13 protein-coding genes are annotated in these 17,994 nt (G+C 56.0%); 7 read left to right on the top strand and 6 right to left on the bottom strand.

Features of this window, described 5'->3' with window-relative positions; all coding sequences use genetic code 11:
* The first annotated feature begins 199 nt into the window (after positions 1 to 199).
* From HDF14_RS20985 to HDF14_RS20965, 5 genes are all read left to right on the top strand, one after another.
* Positions 200 to 589: a VOC family protein gene (locus HDF14_RS20985; protein ID WP_183980920.1), complete on the top strand. Its 390-nt coding sequence runs from the start codon at positions 200 to 202 to the stop codon at positions 587 to 589.
* A 44-nt stretch (positions 590 to 633) separates the two neighbouring features.
* Positions 634 to 1,866, top strand: coding sequence for a hypothetical protein (locus HDF14_RS20980; RefSeq protein WP_183980622.1), 1,233 nt, complete (start codon positions 634 to 636; stop codon positions 1,864 to 1,866).
* A 213-nt stretch (positions 1,867 to 2,079) separates the two neighbouring features.
* Positions 2,080 to 2,700: an outer membrane beta-barrel protein gene (locus HDF14_RS20975; RefSeq protein WP_183980620.1), complete on the top strand. Its 621-nt coding sequence runs from the start codon at positions 2,080 to 2,082 to the stop codon at positions 2,698 to 2,700.
* 186 nt (positions 2,701 to 2,886) lie between these two features.
* Entirely contained in the window at positions 2,887 to 4,740 is a 1,854-nt protein-coding gene (locus HDF14_RS20970; RefSeq protein ID WP_221304805.1) for a gamma-glutamyltransferase family protein, read from the top strand.
* Positions 4,741 to 5,424: 684 nt separating this feature from the next.
* Positions 5,425 to 8,634 carry a TonB-dependent receptor gene (locus HDF14_RS20965; RefSeq protein ID WP_183980616.1) on the top strand — a complete coding sequence of 1,070 codons (3,210 nt, stop codon included), beginning with the start codon at positions 5,425 to 5,427 and terminating at the stop codon, positions 8,632 to 8,634.
* Between the two features lie 124 nt (positions 8,635 to 8,758).
* Here the strand turns inward: HDF14_RS20965 and HDF14_RS20960 are convergent, their stop codons facing one another.
* From HDF14_RS20960 to HDF14_RS20950, 3 genes are all read right to left on the bottom strand, one after another.
* Complete coding sequence (locus tag HDF14_RS20960; RefSeq protein WP_183980614.1) at positions 8,759 to 9,475, bottom strand: hypothetical protein; 717 nt, start codon at positions 9,473 to 9,475, stop codon at positions 8,759 to 8,761.
* Between the two features lie 210 nt (positions 9,476 to 9,685).
* Positions 9,686 to 9,991 carry a hypothetical protein gene (locus tag HDF14_RS20955; protein WP_183980612.1) on the bottom strand — a complete coding sequence of 102 codons (306 nt, stop codon included), beginning with the start codon at positions 9,989 to 9,991 and terminating at the stop codon, positions 9,686 to 9,688.
* A 530-nt stretch (positions 9,992 to 10,521) separates the two neighbouring features.
* Positions 10,522 to 11,250 carry a hypothetical protein gene (locus HDF14_RS20950; protein WP_183980610.1) on the bottom strand — a complete coding sequence of 243 codons (729 nt, stop codon included), beginning with the start codon at positions 11,248 to 11,250 and terminating at the stop codon, positions 10,522 to 10,524.
* Positions 11,251 to 11,513: 263 nt separating this feature from the next.
* On the opposite strand from HDF14_RS20950, the gene HDF14_RS20945 reads away from it, so the two are divergent.
* Together HDF14_RS20945 and HDF14_RS20940 are read left to right on the top strand one after the other, a co-directional pair.
* Positions 11,514 to 11,894 carry a VOC family protein gene (locus tag HDF14_RS20945; protein WP_183980608.1) on the top strand — a complete coding sequence of 127 codons (381 nt, stop codon included), beginning with the start codon at positions 11,514 to 11,516 and terminating at the stop codon, positions 11,892 to 11,894.
* Positions 11,895 to 11,959: 65 nt separating this feature from the next.
* A complete protein-coding gene (locus tag HDF14_RS20940) occupies positions 11,960 to 12,346 on the top strand; it encodes a VOC family protein (protein WP_183980606.1) in 387 nt (128 codons plus the stop codon).
* 205 nt (positions 12,347 to 12,551) lie between these two features.
* On the opposite strand, the gene HDF14_RS20935 is transcribed toward HDF14_RS20940, so the two are convergent.
* The 3 genes from HDF14_RS20935 to HDF14_RS20925 form a co-directional block, all read right to left on the bottom strand.
* The gene (locus tag HDF14_RS20935; protein WP_183980605.1) at positions 12,552 to 15,374 is read right to left on the bottom strand and encodes an SBBP repeat-containing protein; all 2,823 of its coding nucleotides are present in this window, start codon (positions 15,372 to 15,374) and stop codon (positions 12,552 to 12,554) included.
* A 142-nt stretch (positions 15,375 to 15,516) separates the two neighbouring features.
* Positions 15,517 to 16,809 carry a Dyp-type peroxidase gene (locus HDF14_RS20930; RefSeq protein WP_183980603.1) on the bottom strand — a complete coding sequence of 431 codons (1,293 nt, stop codon included), beginning with the start codon at positions 16,807 to 16,809 and terminating at the stop codon, positions 15,517 to 15,519.
* 52 nt (positions 16,810 to 16,861) lie between these two features.
* Positions 16,862 to 17,299, bottom strand: a complete 438-nt coding sequence (locus HDF14_RS20925) for a hypothetical protein (protein ID WP_183980601.1) — start codon at positions 17,297 to 17,299, stop codon at positions 16,862 to 16,864.
* Positions 17,300 to 17,994: the final 695 nt, after the last annotated feature.

Below are 17,994 nucleotides of genomic sequence, written 5' to 3'. Positions count from 1 at the left end.
TTACCGGTTACTTCCATTATAGGGGATGGACGATAACTAATACGCCACGTGAAAGTCCGCGTCTGACGCGGGTTTTGTGAGTTCAGGGGCTTGACAGGTTGACGTGGCGGATCGGCAGACCCAACTTTCGTTGAGGAAGTTTTTCGTCGCGGCGGAATCGTATTGAGGTCGGTCTAAGGAAGAGTCGTGGAGGTGGTCTATAAAGCGCACATGGACGATCATAGGGGTAGGCGACGTGCCAGGTAGTTTCAAGTGGTACCAGGCGCTGTTCGGCTTACCGGTTACCCTTCCTGCCCATAATTTTTTTGGGCAGATCCTCGATTCAGATGGAACCGTCTTGCTCTGCCTCCACGAGTGGGGCGCTCACGAGCATCCCTCTTTGATGAGTCCTGATCACGCGACACCGGGCAACGGTCTTCTGCTGTTCTTCCGTGTCGATGATTTCGACATGGCGCTTCAAAGGGCTCGGGTTCTCGTTACTCGGCTCGAAGAGGAGCCACACGTGAATCCGAACACTCAAACCAAGGAGTTCTCGCTCCGAGATCCAGACGGATATTACGTTACGATCAGTGCGCTCTCAGCGGCCTGAGAAGGCGTTGCGCTGATCGCTTCGCCCTCGGTGTCTAATACAGAATGGCCTACAGACCCACATTGATTCGGGCCGCGCGCTTCGTTGGTATATGCCTCGTCGTATCCTTTGTAATCCTCAACGTGGTTCTTCGTGTCGAAACCTATCGCTTCCAGCGCCGGGCGGAACGCCTGATGGCGGACGTTCAAGCTCTCAAGCTACGTCAAAGCAACTGGCTCGAGGCGGAACGCCTCATCAGTCGGTGGGGTAAATATGGCCATTACGAGGGCCATTGTGACGCATCCTTCTGTCGCTACATCATCGAATTACGAAGCCCCGGGATGGCAGTTGGAAATGCTGGGTTCTGGCGGTATTTGAATAACGGCTTCGTACGTTCAACTGCCCCATTCATTTTTGATTACTCAGGCGGAAGATTAGCGAGCCTGCGGACAACTTTCGTCGTACAAGACAGCGTCGTCCTGCGGAAGAGCGCAGTCTTCACTTACCAGGTTCCTTCTACATCTTCTGGCTCCTCTGGATACTCACTCATCGCTACAAGCCGAGCTACAAGCCGCCTTACCTTAGTTGGCTGGCCGCTCATAGGGAGCGAGCAGTTAGCAGAGCACCCCTTCTATGCCGTCACAAGGCCGGGCGGCTGCTCTTTCTGTTTGATGGCAAACGTAACATTTACGCCCGAGACTCCCGATCCAGAGATGCGGCGATTGACCACATTCAATCTAAATTGCATTACACGGCTGCGTCCGTGTCGCCATCTCGAGGACATTTATCCAGCAGCCGAAAACTGGCATCTCTACGACTACACCCCTGGGGACCGCCCCTCACCACCCAATCAGGTCCACAGCGAGAATGCCCCGATCCCCCTTGCATGCCGTGTACCTCTCTTTGCCCGAGGTCGCGAAGCCAGTCAGATTCTAAGCGTCACCGCGGTGAGTGAATCTCAGGAGCGGTGCCTTGGTGAGGTCATTGAAAAGGCAAGCGTGCGTCTCAAGGGCGTCCTTAAGGGAGAAACGGAGTACAAACCCGGCGAATTCATCTCCGTAACCTCGCGCTCGTATAGCAACTATTCTCCTTTTGCGATCGAAACTCCTCTGACTCCTGGCAAGCAATTCCTGCTTCTCACTGTCTTTCGAGAAAACAAATCGTACCCGCTGGAACTCCAGCGCTGCCTCGTCCTCCCAGATACTCCGGAGATTAGAGATCAGCTCGAAGCGGGCGTGGCCCAGAACGATAGCCTTCGATACCCTGACCCGCGCGCTTCTTACTTCATTCCCGATTAAGCGAATCTGCTTTTCCAGCGAGAGTTCCCCGAAAAACGGAGTTATAGGAAACTACGATTTTGAACTTGCCGCAAACGTGACTTTGCGGGAGAAGGGGCCGGGATGAAACTCACGAAGAGGATGAAGCTGAGCCCAGTACAGAATATCGTTGTAAATTCAGCTTGAAATCGGCTTTCCAGTACGGAATAGCGTTTAGTCTGAGAATCGGTGGCTATGAACAAATTTAAATATCTAGCGGCAAGCTTATGCGTTCTACTCCTGACGAGTGTCTCAGGGGCTCAGACGAGCTATCCAAAGTTCGAGATTCCCGTGGATTTTTCTTTCATCAATGTTCACCCGGACCTCCCTGTCATCACCAGCTTCAATGTCTTCGGCGGCGGCGTGGGTGGCGTCTATAACTTCGCATCGTTCGTTGGGATCAAGGCTGACTTCCAGTTCTACACTCAGGGCACCGGCGTGCGGAAGACCCTTGAACACAATGGTTTTCCTGCGGGCCAGCTTAGCGCAAACCTGTCTACCTATATGTTCGGACCGCAGATCAAGAAGCATAGCGGCAAGCTCCACCCATTTGGCGAAGCGCTCTTTGGCACCGCGCATAGTAACGAGTTTGCGCAGATCCTGGAGGACGAGGGCGTCACGAACAAGAGCAGCTCGGATAGTGCCTTCGCGATGGAGTTTGGCGGCGGCCTGGATTACGCGATCATCCCATACGTGGAGCTTCGTCCGGTTGAGGTCGACTACTTGCTGACTCGCTTTGGGGTCAACGGGACAACGGAAAGCCAGAACAACTTCAAATATTCCGCGGGCATCAATATTCAGTTCGGCGGGAAGTAGTTGGGCTGTTTTCCTAAACGTGCAGGACTACTGCGAAATTCATTGCCGGGCGGAGAGAGTCGGCCTGAGTAAGAAGCGACGCAAGCGCGCCTTGATATATTGGATATCTCAAAGCGAGACGCCAAACGGATGGCTTTGATCGCACCTCCTTTTTTGTCTGCGAAAGATTTCTACCAGGAGAACACATTGCGCCGTCGCTCATTCATCGCCGCACTCCCGCTTGCCGTAACTGGTTCCATTGCGTCGGTTCATCCATCCCTTGCCATCGCCCAGAGTGGCGACTCGAAAACAGGCGCATCGAACACGTCGCTGCCGAAGTTCCAGCCCGCAGGCGACGAGCGCTTTGTGCGGCCAGACGTTCACGCCGGCGATCGCGTTTCAGGTGCGAGCTTCGCCAGCCGTTCTGCCGCCATGGGATGCTCCGGGGCCGCGGGTACAGCCCACCCCATTGCGACATTGACCGCAATCGAAACCTTGAAGCGGGGCGGCTCTGCAATCGACGCCGCTATCGCCGCCAACGCCTGTCTTGGCTTCCTTGAGCCTACGAGTTCCGGCATCGGTGGCGACTGCTATGCGATGATCTGGGATCCAAAGCTTGCCAAGGTTGTCAGCTTAGCTGGCTCCGGTCGTTCTCCGAAATCCTTGACACTCGAGACCGCTCGCTCCCGCGCTAAAGACGGAGTTCTCCCACCCCTTGGGGCAATCGCGGTCTCCACCCCAGGGGCACTCGACGCGTGGTGGACTCTCCATCAACGCTACGGCAAACTCAAATGGGCTGAACTCTTCGAGCCCGCAATCCACCTTGCCGAATCCGGCGTCCCTGTTCCACAGATTATCGGCTACTACATCAAGCGAAACCTCACTGCCTTCACGCGCCCTGGCTCGGGAGTCGAAGAGACCGCGAACGCGTTGCACACCTGGGCTCCCAATGGCAAAGCTCCGAATGAGGGCGATGTCTTTCGCAACCCTGATCTCGCGCGCACCTATCGCCTCATCGCACAAGGAGGCCGCGACGCTTACTACGACGGTCCCATCGCCAAGACCATCGACGCCTACTTCAAACGCATCGGCGGCTGGCTCACTGTCGAGGATCTTCGCGATCAGCACGCCGAATGGGGCGATCCACTCGTCACCAAATATCGCGGCGTCGACGTCTACGGCATGGCCGCCAACACGCAAGGTCTCGCCACCCTGCAACTCCTCAACATCGCCGAAAACTTCGACCTCCGCAACATGGGCTTTCAGTCTCCGCAGTCCATACACGTCCAGATCGAAGCCAAACGCCTCGCCTATGAAGACCGTGCCCGATACTACGCCGATCCGCACTTCGCCAAGATCCCCTACGAGTTCCTCAACTCAAAGTCCTACGCGGCCGAGCGCGCCAAACTCATCAAACTCGACAGCATCCTTACCCCCGTACATCCCGGCCAGGCTCCCAGCCACGGCGACACCACGTACTTCACCGTCTCCGACAAAGACGGCATCATGATCTCCATGATCCAGTCCAACTTCCGCGGTATGGGTTCTGGCCTCGTCGCCGACGGCCTTGGCTTCATGTTCCAGGATCGCGGCGAACTCTTCTCCCTGCAGGACGGTCACCCAAATATCTATGCGCCCGGAAAACGTCCTTTCCAAACCATCATCCCCGGTTTCGCCACCAAAGACGGCAAGCCGTGGATGTCCTTCGGTGTCATGGGCGGAGACATGCAGCCTCAGGGTCAGGCTCAGATCATCATCAACCGAATCGACTACGGTCTGGATATTCAGGCCGCTGGCGACAGCCCTCGCTGGCACCATGAAGGCAGCTCGCAATCCATGGGCGAAGATCCCAAAGGCCTCGGCCCAACAGGCATTCTGCGCCTCGAAGCAGGAGTTCCTGCATCCACTCGCGAGGCTCTCATCGCGCTGGGTTGGCCGATGGGACCCTCCGACGGCGGCTACGGACGCTATGAATGCATTGAACATCGTATGGACGGGACCGACCGTGTCTACTCTGCAGCCTCCGAGATGCGCGCCGACGGCTGTGCCCTCGCCTACTAGTTTGGCCACAAGTGTTTCCGATCTGTAACCGCCTGCAGTTCGGTGCGTAATGGTCTGCGTGAGCGCGGCAGATAGTTTCTGCTTATCTCGTCGTCCATTCGCCTCAATCCAGTTCCTGGGAGCGATTGAGAACACGTTCATGATCTGCTTTTGGCCTTTGGGACCCATCTCGTCGTAGCGCGATTGTGGCTAAATGACGGAACTGATTGATCCCATTGAATGTGGTGCCATTTGATAATTTGTCTGCAGATTGATGAAAAATAAATCCGCCAGCAATGATTTCGTAGGTTGACATCTCCGGGATTAGATGACATTTTAGATATCACCAAACCAGTTTCCTTCGTTTTCTGACCTGAGTTTCGCCACCGTAGTTCGTCAGTCGTTTTTGTAGCCGGAACAGGCTGGGACGGCCATCTGCCAAACACTTGTTTCAGGAAAGTTCAAACACCGTCGAAAAAGAAAGGTACGCTGCTCTCTTCAGACCCTGTGTACGGTCTAAAGAATTGTGAAATTGGCCGCGGTCCCGCTCAGACAGTAAATAGAGGGCGAGTTAGACCAGCCACCGGCGTTATTCAAGGCCGTCGGATGAACTTTTCACTCCATCCGATTCGAAGTCCTTTTTGTGTCCGCAGTTCTCCCATAGAGAGATCGTGGACGTTTGCGTTTTGTTCAGGAGGCTTGAAAATGAAGATTTCATGGAAGTTCTCAAACGGGTTGTTTAGTTTTTCTGTGTTGTTACTGATGAGCGTTGGCGTGTGTCTCGCACAGTCGACGGCGAATCTGTCGGGCACCGTGATAGATCCAAGCGGTGCGGTGGTTCCGGGCGCGCACGTTAGAGTGCATTCGATTGCCACGGGGCTTGACCGCGAGGTCGTTACCGATGGGGCGGGAGTTTACGGCGTTCCGTCGTTACAACCAGGCGAGTACGATGTGCAGATTTCGGGTGCGGGCTTCAGCTTATATACCGTAAAAAATGTGACGCTTGAGGTGAATCAGACGGTTGCGGTGAATGCGCAGCTTGCTCTGATATCGGCCGGCGAGATAGTCCAGGTGGACAGCGGCGCACCACAGATCGAGACGCAGACCATGACGGTCGGGCAGGTCATCGACAGGGAGACCGTGCAGCAGATTCCATTGAACGGGCGGCACTTTCTGGATCTGACGGTGCTGACGCCGGGTGGCGTGGTGGCTCCGACGGCCGGAAGTCTGACGTCCGCGAGCCGCGGCCTGGGTGCCAACTCCTTTGACTCAGCAGGCAATCGCGAAGACTCGGTGAACTTCCAGATCAACGGCGTGAACCTGAATGATATCAGCCAGAACCAGATCACCTTTCAACCGTCGATCAGCACCACCTCCGAGTTCAAGATCGACAACTCGACGTTCAGCGCAGAGTATGGCCGCAGTTCGGGCTCGATTGTGAACGTTGCGACGCGCTCTGGTACAAACCAGTTTCATGGCGAGGCGTTTGACTACTTCCGCAACGAGGCGCTCGACGCGCGCAACTACTTCAACCGCAACTTCAATCCTGCAACCGGATTACCGATCGCTGGTCTACCGGGCGAGAAGGCGCCGCTCAAGCGCAACAACTTCGGTGGATCGGTGGGCGGCCCCATCTGGAGAGGACACACCTTCTTCTTCGGTAGCTATGAAGGCCTGCGGCAGCAACAAGGTATTCTGCAGAACAGCACGGTGCTTACTGCCGCTCAACACGCGCAGATCGCAGCGAACGCGGCACAGTTTCCAGCAGCAGCCGAATTGGCTGCGCTGCTTCCGCTGCCAAACAGCGGAAGTAACTACGTAGCGTTCACGCCTGGCCCGGTCAATATTGATCAGTTCACCGTCGACATTTCGCACCAGTTCAGCAGCTCGGATTCTGCGCATGGTTTTTATGCTTTTCAGAAAGACGTTCGTACGGAGCCTGCGTTGCAGGGCGATACGATTCCCGGATGGGGCGATCACCGCAGTGCGCATCGGCAGATACTCACCTTCAACGAGACGCATGTCTTCAACCCGACCTTCGTGAATGAAGTGCGTCTCGGCTTCAATCGCATCTCCATCGCCTTCAATCCGGCCAATCTTACTGACCCGAATAGCGTAGGCCTCGTCGATGGCCTTCAGGGCAATGTTGGTCTGCCGCAGATTACTCTCTCTGACATTGGCCTCGTTTTTGGTGGGCCTGCGGGGTTCCCACAGGGCCGCAACGACACGCTTGGCATTGTTTCGGATACGGCGACATTGCTGCGCGGCAGGCATAGCATCAAATTCGGTGGTGAGTACCGCCGTTATCTGAGTGCCAGCTTTACCGCAAACATCGGCTCGCTTACCTATGTGAGCACACCCAATAACTTCGAGATGGACAACGCAACGGTCTTCAGTATTCAGCCGAATACTGTCACCAGCCGTGTCTACGACACCGCAGTCGGAGGGTTTGTACAGGACAACTTCAAGCTCACACCGAAGCTGACGCTGGAATACGGTCTGCGCTTCGAGTGGAACGGTACGCCTGTGGAGGGCGCGAACCGGTTTACGCTCTTCAATCCGAATGGAAACGGCGGTCCAACGCTGACGCAGGTTGGCACTAACGGGATTCCAGCCAACGGCGCCTACTCGCAGAACTACAACATCGAACCCCGGCTGGGATTTGCACTCGACCTCTTAGGCACCGGCAAGACCGTGGTGCGTGGAGGTTATGCTTACCTGGTCGATCAACCGGTGTCGAATGTAGTAGGCGGGCTGTACACCAATCCTCCGTTCAGCACCGCAGTCTCTTACAATGGAACACCCATTCCAGTGTCGACGCTGTATGCATCGGCGAAGGCCTCGGCCATCGGGATCAGTTCCGTCAACCCTAACCTCAGGAACGGGTACATCGAAAGCTTCAATCTGAACGTGACGCAGGCGCTTGCTGGCGGCATGGTTGCCTCGGTCGGATACTATGGATCGGTTGGACGCCATCTGCGTACTACAACCAACGAGAACCAGGCGACCGGTCCATCTGGATCTCCGCATTTGTATCAAAAGCTCTCCCTCAATAGCCCCATCGATCCCGGCGTCTCCATCGCTTCCAACATCCCGGAGGTGAACAGCATTGGCATCTCGAATTACAACGGGATGTGGGCGACGCTCAGTAAGACGATGAAGAGCGGGCTTGAGTTCAGTGTGAACTATGAGTGGACGAAGTCGATGGATCTCAACTCCCTCGGGTCACAGGGCGGCCTCTCTGCGGCAGGCGGCGCTCCGCAGGACAGCAACAATCCCGCCGGCAACTACGGGCTGTCGGATTTCGACACGCGCAATCACTTCGCTGGAACCGCGATCTATAACCTGCCCTTCAAGCGCAACCGTTTGGTTTCGGGCTATCAGCTTTCGACGATCGTCCAGTACCAGACCGGAAACCCCATCAACATACTTGCAAGCAGCTCAAACTTCAACGGCCTTACCGGCGCTATACGCCCCAACAAGGTTGGTACGATTACCACGCATAAATCGCAGACCGCGATTGCCAACGTCACGTTCATTCCGCACGCGAATGTTTGCCCCATCGGACCAACTCTGGCAGTTCCGGCAGGATGCAGCCTGCAGATTCAGGGAACGCAGGCGTCTCCTACTGCAGCGATCGTCTACACCGGCATCGGCAATATCCAGCGAAACGCAGTGACCGGCCCTGGATTTGCGGACATCGATCTTTCTGGAGAAAAGGACACGAAGCTATTTGAAGGGCTTAACTTCAAACTTCGTGTCGATGCCTTCGACATTCTCAATCATCCCAACTTCGGGCAGCCGTCGGGCAACACGCAGTCTTCGACCTTCGGCCAGATCTCCTCAACCCGCTTCGCCACCAGCGATGGCGGCTCTTCCCGTCAGCTTCAAATTAGCGGCAAGTTTGTGTTCTAAATAGGCTGTCTGAGACGACGCTCCGTTGAGTTGCCATCAGCGGGGCGTCGCTTTGTTTAACCCGGCCACTGGCCTAGAGCGGTAGAGAGATGACGTATGTGAAGAGGGACCCCACCCCCGACCATCAGTTGGTCAGCTTTGCATTTCTCTCCAGTTCGTTATGTGCGAGGTCCCTATATCGCATCCCCTGGTACATACGATCGTCATGCAAGAGGATCTGCAGGATAGTGGCCGCACGGGGACTTTCAGGCCAGATGGTGGCACGCCATAGGGCGTCATAGTGGAGCGTGTTGAGGTACTGGGCGTTCTTGATTTCAGAAACCAGTTGTCCGAACTGTTGGTCGCTGCCAAAATCACGAAGAGTCGAGCACGCTGAGCTAAGTTCAGGTGATTTGGTGGTGAGTGTTTTGATGTAGTGCAGCGAGAGGGTTATGGCAGGGCCGGAAAGAGACTTCTGACCCGCGGCGATCATTTCGTGAGCGACGAAGAGAGATCCTGGGCGTTCTTCGTTGAGCATGGCGGTTAATTCGTGGACGAGGATGGGATCCTGGGCAAATTCTCGGAGTGTGACGGCGGCACCCCAGCTGTTAGTTTCTGAGACCAAGAGGGTTTGATGAATGAGTCGTGATTTGGTGGTGAGTGTTTTGATGTAGTGCAGCGAGAGGGTTATGGCAGGGCCGGAAAGAGACTTCTGACCCGCGGCGATCATTTCGTGAGCGACGAAGAGAGATCCTGGGCGTTCTTCGTTGAGCATGGCGGTTAATTCGTGGACGAGGATGGGATCCTGGGCAAATTCTCGGAGTGTGACGGCGGCACCCCAGCTGTTAGTTTCTGAGACCAAGAGGGTTTGATGAATGAGTCGTTTTTTTGCCTGGGATGATTCACCCAGGTGTTGTAGAACGAGCGCAAAGATTGACCAAGTGTTCTGTGTGCCTCTTACTGCAATCGAGAGGGTGCGGAGCTGAGCGACAGGGGGGCGCGGCACTCCGACAGAGCTTATCAGCGAGGCGGCGACCAAGGCCCAGCGGTCGCCGTCGTTGCCTATGGAAGACTACAGTAATTGCATCAGCTGGGGCGAAAAGAGCTGGGTGGTCTCCATGGACAGATATGAGGATTCCGTAAGTACCTGGCGGCTAGTTCCGCGGCTAAGCGCTGACGCAATCTCGTCGAGGATAAAGTCCTGTCCGTTGTTTGGCGTCGCCGTCGGTTCGGGTCCTTGTGTGATTGCGGGAATGACTAACCCGGTGCCTCGATCCATAACGAGACGCCAGGGCAGGTGGCGCGGATCAGGATTGAGTTTGAGCGGAAGGATAAGAACAGCACCTTGTGCGATGAGCGGCAGAGCTGGACCGCTCATACCATTGTCGCCTTCCGGGTGGGCTTCGAAATCGAGATTGATCTGCCGATCGCGGATTGCGTTTTGGGAAAAGTTCTTAATACACGGAGCGTTGCACGCGCGGGCACTACGCGACCGGTTTCCGTGATTGATGCGGCATCCTTGCTAGTGGTTTCGACGATGCAGGTTGCGAGAATCGGTGCACGGGCGAGTTCATTCAACTCGAGGATTGATGTTGGATAGGCGGCGCAAATGGCTGGTGCAAGCAAAAAATACAGGACTGGGAGGGGGCCAGCCGGCGCGGCAGAACCGGATTCGTCTCAGCGGGAACATGCTTACCTTATACTTGCAAAACGTGGGACGTCAGATGCCGAGGTGGCCCATCTTTAGTGGTTCGGGTGGTCGCGCACACGCGCGGCCCAACTGCGCGCTCAAACTCCACGACAGTAGTCGGTGAATAATGACTATTTCGATTCACAACCCGAGGCCACGCTAAGACCGTTCATTCCTACCGACCGATAGCACGCCTAGAAGAAGCATCCCGCGATTGGTTAGGCGTGATGAAGGGATGAGTCTGCACCATCCTCCTCTTCGTCACCATCTTGATGGTGGGGTTCCGATCCAAGGCCAAGCCCACCCCCCGTGCCGCCGCCTATGCCCATGCCACCTCCACCACCGCCGCCTTGACGGCCTTCGGCCTTATCAGCCTTGTCGCGACCACCAGAGGCCGCCGGCCGCGCCGGGCCTTGTAGGGGAATCACCAAGTGGACTGGGATGGGATCGAGATCGAGCGCTTCGCGAATGAAGGCGCGAAGTGATACGACGAGTTCCTGGGTATGAACCAGCTTGCCGGTGGCAAGCTCCTGCGCGGCATGCACCGCCAGCCGCACCTGTTCCTCGGTGCCGAGCAGAATGATGTCGGACAAGGCCGCCTCGACCGCATCCCGGATCCGGCGTGCCCGATCCGAGCCTAGCGAATCGTCCACACTCAGGTCCAATGGCGGGGTCGAGACGGTCGTCGGCGCCTCGGCGTGTCGACGCAGATCACGACGATGGATGGGATTGACGGTCAAGTCGCCGGTGAAAGACCCGCCTAACGTCTTGTAGGCGGCGATCAGTGCGCGTAGCCGCTCGTTGATCTGGCGATTCATACGCTCCCGGCGCTGCTGAAGCGTGACCATCGTAAGCAGCCGGATACCGACGCCAATCAGAGTAATGACCGCAAGGCTCAACAGGGTGGTGATGAGAGCATGCAGAGAGCTGAAATCGAGATTGCGCAACTTGACCTCCGTAGGAATTGGACCGGACGAATCATCGTCCCGGCTCGAACGATTTGAAAGACTCCAGCTTTGCGCTCAGATGCTCAGACCCATCGAGGAGTCATTGCTGGGTGATGGCTGACGACATACGCTTTTGTCGTTACTAATCCGCGAATCACTTCGCCCGCCACCTCCACATTACCTTATGATTTTGGCCTCGCCCTCCCAACCACGAAAGTTGGTTCCGCATCAAAATCAGAACGTCAACCCTTTAGGAGGCGACGATGATCAACGTGAAAAAGGCGTTCAGCAGTTTTTCGGTAAACGATATACAGAAGGCAAAGGAATTCTATGGCAAAACCCTCGGACTGGAACTTTCCAGCGGGCCTGAAGGAACGTTGGTTGTGCCACTTTCCGGTGACACCAAAGCTTTGATGTACCCGAAACCTAATCATGAGCCGGCCACTTTTACGGTTCTGAATTTTCCCGTAGAAAGCGTAGAAAAAACTGTAGAGGAGTTGAGCCGACGCGGCGTGCAATTTGAGGTCTATAACGAACCCAGCCTGAAGACGGACACGCGCGGAATTTCTCGCGGGAACGGTCCAACCATTGCATGGTTCAAGGATCCCGCAGGGAATATTTTGTCGGTAGTGGAAGCGGCTTAAACGCAATTCGAATCGCTGGATGATTGAGGCCATCAAGAGATTTGCGAGCGTTGGAGGGGCCAACTATGGGGCAACCAGTTTTGCACTTCGAAGTCATCGGGACCGATCCAGCCAAGCTGCGAACCTACTACAACGGTCTTTTCGGATGGGAGTTCGACACGAGCGGCTCGGTGTCGGAGGCTGTTTCCCAAGGAGGAAATTACGGCTTTGTGAACCGCAACACGACCAGTGACGGGACGGGTATTCCCGGCGGAGTTGGCGGAGGCGCTGGCTATCAAAGCCATGCACTCTTTTACGTCGGAGTTTCCGATGTCGAGACTGCGCTCGAAAAGGCCGAGAGCCTCGGAGGAAAACGCTTGATGGGCCCTGAAATCAAGCCTGGGGGAGGCTTGGTTGTCGGTCACTTCAGCGATCCCGAGGGCAACTTGATCGGCGTCGCTGGTCCGAAGTAAACCTGTGATTGCCTCGGCGGGCCTAAGCACACTAAATGACTGCGGCTCTATTGACTCTAGACCGTGCCGGGGCGCCTCCAAGAACGCGACGTGAGACCAGGGATCAGTAAAGACCGTTCTACATTCGCAGGCCCGAACATAATGGTTCGGGCTTAGTTGAAGCTGTATTTACTAACTTAGTTTTCCACGGGCTACTTGGCAGTGACTACGGAACTTTAGTTGCGGTGAAGGCGAAGGCAGCAGGGGCGGATACGCCGGAGACGGAAGCGTCTGCGGTGAGTTTGCCGGTAGCTTTGGCGATTGCGTTGACGGAGGCTTCTCCGCTGGAGTTGGTGGTGGCAGTGGAGCTGGAGAACTGAAGGCCAGTGCCGGTGAAGGTGACCTTTGCGCCGGATACAGGCCGGTTGTTGACGTCCTTGACGATGACGACGAGTGGGTCTGCGAAGGCCGTGCCTGCTTGAGTTTTTTGATGTGACCCTGAGACGATGGTGATACGGGCTGGTGGGCCTATGACGGCTTCGACCAAGGCGTCGCTGCTGCTACGGAGGTAGTCTTCGTCACCGAGGTAGTGGGCTTTGATTCTGAATCTGCCAGGTGTCGAGGATTTCCAGGAGGTCGTTGCTTCGCCCGAGCCGTTCAACGGTGCGGTGACCAGAGGGACCCCATCCGCCTCGAAGCGTACGAATCCGGTTGGAGTTCCGGTTCCTGAGGTGGGCCGGACATAAGCTGTGAAGGTCACCTTGTCGCCTGTCTTTTGCGGATTCGGGTTGGCTACCAACTGGGTAGTAGTTTCGAGTCTGACTGTATGTTTGCCGAAGACGAATTTGGAGATGAACGCGTTGGCATTGCCAGTTGAGCCGGTTGGATCGGTTTGTTGAAACGCTCCGTTGGTCGTGGGGAAATCACTCGATGAGGCTATGCCGGTCAAGTAGATGTTGTCTGCAGAATCGAGAACGATGGCTCTGCCATAGTCTCCGGAGTCACTTGGATAGCCACTTCCTCCTAGATAGGTTGAATAGGCAAGGGCTGTTCCATTAGGAACGAGTTCGGTGACGAAGGCGTTGTCGTTCCCGGTTGGTTCCGATCCGCCGTGGATGCTTTGAAAAGCGTCCTCGGTGATGGGGAAGTCGAAGGATTGTGTGTATCCAGTGACGATGGCGTTTCCGGAGCGATTGACCACCATGCCAAGAACAGAATCGGAGAACGTTCCTCCGAGGTAGGTGGAGTAGACAAGGGCGGTCGCGTCGGGGTTGATTTTTGAGACGAAGCCGTTTTGCTCTTCAGTGGAAAGATTTTTAGTTTGCAACGCTCCAGGTGTTACGGGGAAATCGGTTGAGTATGTGCCGCCTGCGACGTAGGCGTTGCCTGAGGAGTCGATGGCTATCGCGTTTGGGGAATCCGTCGAAGTCCCACCGAGATAAGTTGCGTAGATTAGTCCTGTGCCTTCCGGATTCAGTTTAGCGACGAAGCCAGTTCCGTCGCCACCTCCGGAATAGGGTTGAAAGACTCCGCTGGTCACCGGGAAGTCGATAGCTTTTGAGACTCCAGTCACGTAGGCATCCCCGGAGCTATCGATCGCGATGCTGTTGCCTAAGTCATCACCGCTGCCACCCAGATAGGTGGAGTAGATGAGAGCTGAACCAGCGGCATTAAGCTTGGTGACGAAGGCGGCGTTGCCGTAGCCGAATCCTCCAAGACCTGGATTTGTAGTCTGAAACGCTCCGGGGGTGACGGGAAAATTGGTCGATCCGGTGACTCCAGTGATGTACAGATTCTCAGAGGGATCGAGCGCGATGCTGGTCGCGTAGTCTCCACTATCTGCCTGATCTCCGCCTATGCGGGCCGAGTAGAGGAGTGCGGTGCCAGTTGCATTGAGTTTGACGATGAAGAAGCCGGCGGAGGGTGTCTGGTAGGCACCAGGGGTGACGGGAAAAGCGCTGGACGCGCCACCCGTGACGTAGGCGTTTCCGGAGCGATCCACGGCGATGCATGTGGGAGTTGCGTCTCCAAAGATTGCCGAGTAGACGAGTGCGGTACCGGTCTGATTGAGCTTTGTGACGAAACCTCTCGCGATGGAGGTAGACGGTCCGGCGAAGGCTCCAGGGGTACTCGGGAACGTGTCAGATTCGGTGTACCCGACAACGTAGGCGTTTCCCTGTGGGTCGATGGCCAGGGAGGAGGGGGAGGTGTAATAGGGAGTGACTCCTCCGAGGTAGGTAGAGTAGGCGAGGGTGGGATCGATGATGAGGCTTCGACGGTGATCGTAGGCGCCGAGCGTGAAGGTGATGGAGTTGTCGGCGAGGAGCTTGAACTGGCCATCAATGAGTTGGCGCTGGCCGCTCTTCTGCTGATAGACGATTGGCTTCTGGAACACGAGTTCGCCGGATTTTGTCTGGACGGTTAGGTTGCCGTCGGAGTCGAGCTTGAGCCTTTGCGCCCCGGCGAAGTGGAGGCCTATTGGTTTGGGGTTGGCGGATGGCGAGACGATGAAGTCGTACTCGAGATGCTGCTGGTTGCCGTAGTAGGTGAGATCGACTCCGGGATAGACGTTGGAGTAGGTGACACGGGCGAAGGTTGGGATGCCGGTGTGCCAGTTCGAAGCGTCGTGGCCCAGGTAGTAGTTGACCGTTCCTGGCAATGGTTCGACGCCGCTGATTTGTTGCGGGTGTGATGCTCCGACGAGTTCCATGCGTACTACGTCGGTTTTGATGGATGGGAGGTCGTGAGTGTTTTTGACTGTATGCAGATGATTGAGCTGAGTTGAGGGCTCAGGGCGCACGAGGGTGAGGACCGCAGCGGAGTCTGTGAGGAAGAGCGAATGGCCTTTGCCGCGTGAGAGAAATCTGACCTGGGGATCGGTCTGGCCCTGGTTGGGCTCAAAACTTAATGGGAGCTTTCCGCAGTCTGCGGAGATAGCCGTGTGGGCAGGCCTTAAAGGTGGATTGGAGTTAGTGCCTGGGGTTTGAGTCAGGGCAGGGTGTTGGAGAAAGACGAAGATCAGGAGGGAAAGCGAGAGATGCGGTTTCATATACGCTCCAAGCGCGATCAGAGGAGGGAGGGAAAAGGGAGCAGGGAGGCTGAAAGCCCACGGGGAGGAAGGCGCAATATTCTCCCGAAAGCTGGTGCGAGTCAACTGAATTGAGTGTGACGATTCGGGCCGGACGGCTACATTATGGAAGATTTGCGATGAAACGCAGGCCAGTGATGCTGGGCAGGAAAGTGTAGGCGGAGCCGCGTGTGGTGACGAGGCGAGGGAAGTGCGAGATGACAAGGTGCATGGAATCGTCACGGGGAATAACGAATGTGTTTTCTCCTTCGGCAGAGTTTCCAAGAATTGGATCAGTCGTGCCGTAGATACCGGGAGCAAAGGCGCTTCCGTTCATCCACTCAGACATGAGGAACTCAAACTGGTCTTTAATGCTCACCCCAATAAAGAGGCCGAGAAGTCCGCGCTTGATGCCATCGTTCGGCTTCGATGAATCGTAAGGCGGGCCGTAGGGAATACCGCGGCGGACGATGCGATGCCGCGAACCGCCATCTCCGGCAATCGTTGAGCTCCGTGGATTGGCGCGGCGCATGTGAGCGCCGATTGGACAGCGCAGGCCCCGACGATCATTGAAGGCATCGGGAATGGTGTCTGACGGGACGTAGTCGTATTGATTCAAATCCGAAGTTGCCAATGGCGGGACCGGCGAATCGGAGCTGGGTGAAATACTCAGCGGCGTTCCGTTGCGCCAGCGGCCCATGATCTTTGCCGCCAGAAGTTCTCCATCTATGCCGTAGCGCTCCTGCGATTGATTCAGCAATGTGTCGAAGGCGGCGCAATCCTGCTCCAATATTCTCAGCACCATAAAGCTTCCGTTGCGGCCGAGTTCGTCCGGTACGGGAACCGGATAGCTGAACTGATCGAACTGGCTGGGGTAGCCGAGCAGGAACTCACCTGCCGGCGCAACAGGCTGCTTGTCGGGAAATGGATTCTCGAGTGCGCAATCGACCGTCGGCTGGGAAAAGCCGTCTCGATACCCGAAGTGTGCGACACTTCCTGGAAGGACATCGCCAGGGAGTGTTGTGACCTCCGACCATGCACCACTGGCGACCAGGGTTTGTCTTAGCAGTGCCGTCTGGGCGTCACGGACGTCCGCACTTTGAGCGAAGAGGAGAACGAGCGCGTGCAGTCCAGGTTGACCGAGTCCGTAGTCCCACTTCTCAGCTGAGCAGGGTCCGATGTCACCGACCTCGGCACAACGGCTGAAGGCGCCCGACGCGAAGTCCTGGGGAAAGGAGTTGAGAGAAGCTTGCGAAAGGCCCAGCGCCGCAAGGCCCTGAATGGTGAGGGCGACGTTCACGCAGAAGGCGGGCTTCTCCTGCCAGAGTGTACCCGCGGTCACAGGAAGACTCCCGAGGGTTCGACGTGCAGCCGCCGGATCCTGCACGCGCAGCAGAAAGACTGCGGCGCTATCCATGCCATAGCTCCTCAGGATTAAGCCCTGAACATCATCCAACGGCACCATAAAATCAGCCCTGATTGAGAGCGTCGAGGATTGTCACGACAGAAGCCTGAGGATATGCGCTGTAGAACGGATCGAGCCCCCGCAGGTCATTCTGCTTTACATAGGCCAGAAAAGCATCCCGATTCTGCTGGACCGGTAGAGGAGGCGCGCCTTGCATATGCGAAAGCAGAGCATTGAAGACGTCTCCGATCGTATCAATAAAGTCATTGATGTACTTATCGAAGTCCCCGTCATACGTCGTGATGACCGCTAGCTGGGTGTTGTTCGCGAGAAAGACGAATCTCGCAAAATGCACGGTCTTCAGTTTTGTCAGAGCAACCCAGATTGGATTTTGCTCCGGAGGAGCGCTCTGAATCTTGGTGAGCAAGCCACTCAACTGAGCAAAATCGTCAGGCGACTTGATGGTCATAATCAGCGTGAGCGGACTTTGAACTATGTTCATATCGGCACCTTGCTTGCGAATTCTCGACTGATGGAGAGAAAGTGTAGCAGATTAGCGGCGTACGAGAATCGCGGCGGCAATTGCCCTCCCTGTAATATGTACAGCTGTGCCGCCACAACGGCCTCTATTGCGAAGTGCGGGTACGGGAGGAATGATGAGGATCACACTGAATATCGTTGCTAGTCTTCTGGTTCTAGCGGGCGCCATTTGGTTCCTACAAGGGATCAACGTACTGCCTGGTAGTTTCATGACTGGACAGACAAGGTGGGCGGTCTATGGTGGTATAGCCTTTGCAGCGGGCCTCGGTTTATTTCTGAGAGCCAACCGGTCGCGAAAAGAGAGCTGAATAGTGTGAAGTTCGTCAAAATCCCGTTCTTTCAGCCCAAGTTAGACTGCCTGAGTGGAGTTGGCGTGTCGAAGGTAAGCGGAAAGTTTGGTGCGGCACCTTTAGTGATGGGGAGCGATGGCCAAGATCTTTTTCGCGACTTGAGGGAGCAAGAGTAACCTCAGTGAAGCTTTATGGAAGACTCCCTGAGACTCGAGGATTGATCGCCTGCATGCAAAGTGATGTGTGCGGCAAGTTCGACGTTGACGTTTCCTAAATGTATGGTCCGCCGTCTGACTGCAAGGGAAAAGTGATTCGATGAAGAAAGTCTGCGTCAATGTATCCGGCCTGTTGGTGGAGAGTTGTTCTC

Source organism: Tunturiibacter gelidiferens (assembly GCF_014201335.1).
Taxonomy (GTDB): domain Bacteria; phylum Acidobacteriota; class Terriglobia; order Terriglobales; family Acidobacteriaceae; genus Edaphobacter; species Edaphobacter lichenicola_E.
Note: the sequence above shows the minus strand (reverse complement) of the source record. Positions and strands in the feature narration are given on the sequence as shown.

What these genes read in the sequence shown, in the direction of transcription:
- HDF14_RS20965 (WP_183980616.1), top strand. Translation starts at nt 5,425, where the DNA reads ATGAAGATTTCATGGAAGTTCTCAAACGGGTTGTTTAGTTTTTCTGTG.
- HDF14_RS20930 (WP_183980603.1), bottom strand. Translation starts at nt 16,809, where the DNA reads ATGGATAGCGCCGCAGTCTTTCTGCTGCGCGTGCAGGATCCGGCGGCT.
- HDF14_RS20925 (WP_183980601.1), bottom strand. Translation starts at nt 17,299, where the DNA reads ATGAACATAGTTCAAAGTCCGCTCACGCTGATTATGACCATCAAGTCG.
- HDF14_RS20940 (WP_183980606.1), top strand. Translation starts at nt 11,960, where the DNA reads ATGGGGCAACCAGTTTTGCACTTCGAAGTCATCGGGACCGATCCAGCC.
- HDF14_RS20980 (WP_183980622.1), top strand. Translation starts at nt 634, where the DNA reads ATGGCCTACAGACCCACATTGATTCGGGCCGCGCGCTTCGTTGGTATA.
- HDF14_RS20945 (WP_183980608.1), top strand. Translation starts at nt 11,514, where the DNA reads ATGATCAACGTGAAAAAGGCGTTCAGCAGTTTTTCGGTAAACGATATA.
- HDF14_RS20935 (WP_183980605.1), bottom strand. Translation starts at nt 15,374, where the DNA reads ATGAAACCGCATCTCTCGCTTTCCCTCCTGATCTTCGTCTTTCTCCAA.
- HDF14_RS20975 (WP_183980620.1), top strand. Translation starts at nt 2,080, where the DNA reads ATGAACAAATTTAAATATCTAGCGGCAAGCTTATGCGTTCTACTCCTG.
- HDF14_RS20955 (WP_183980612.1), bottom strand. Translation starts at nt 9,991, where the DNA reads ATGAGCGGTCCAGCTCTGCCGCTCATCGCACAAGGTGCTGTTCTTATC.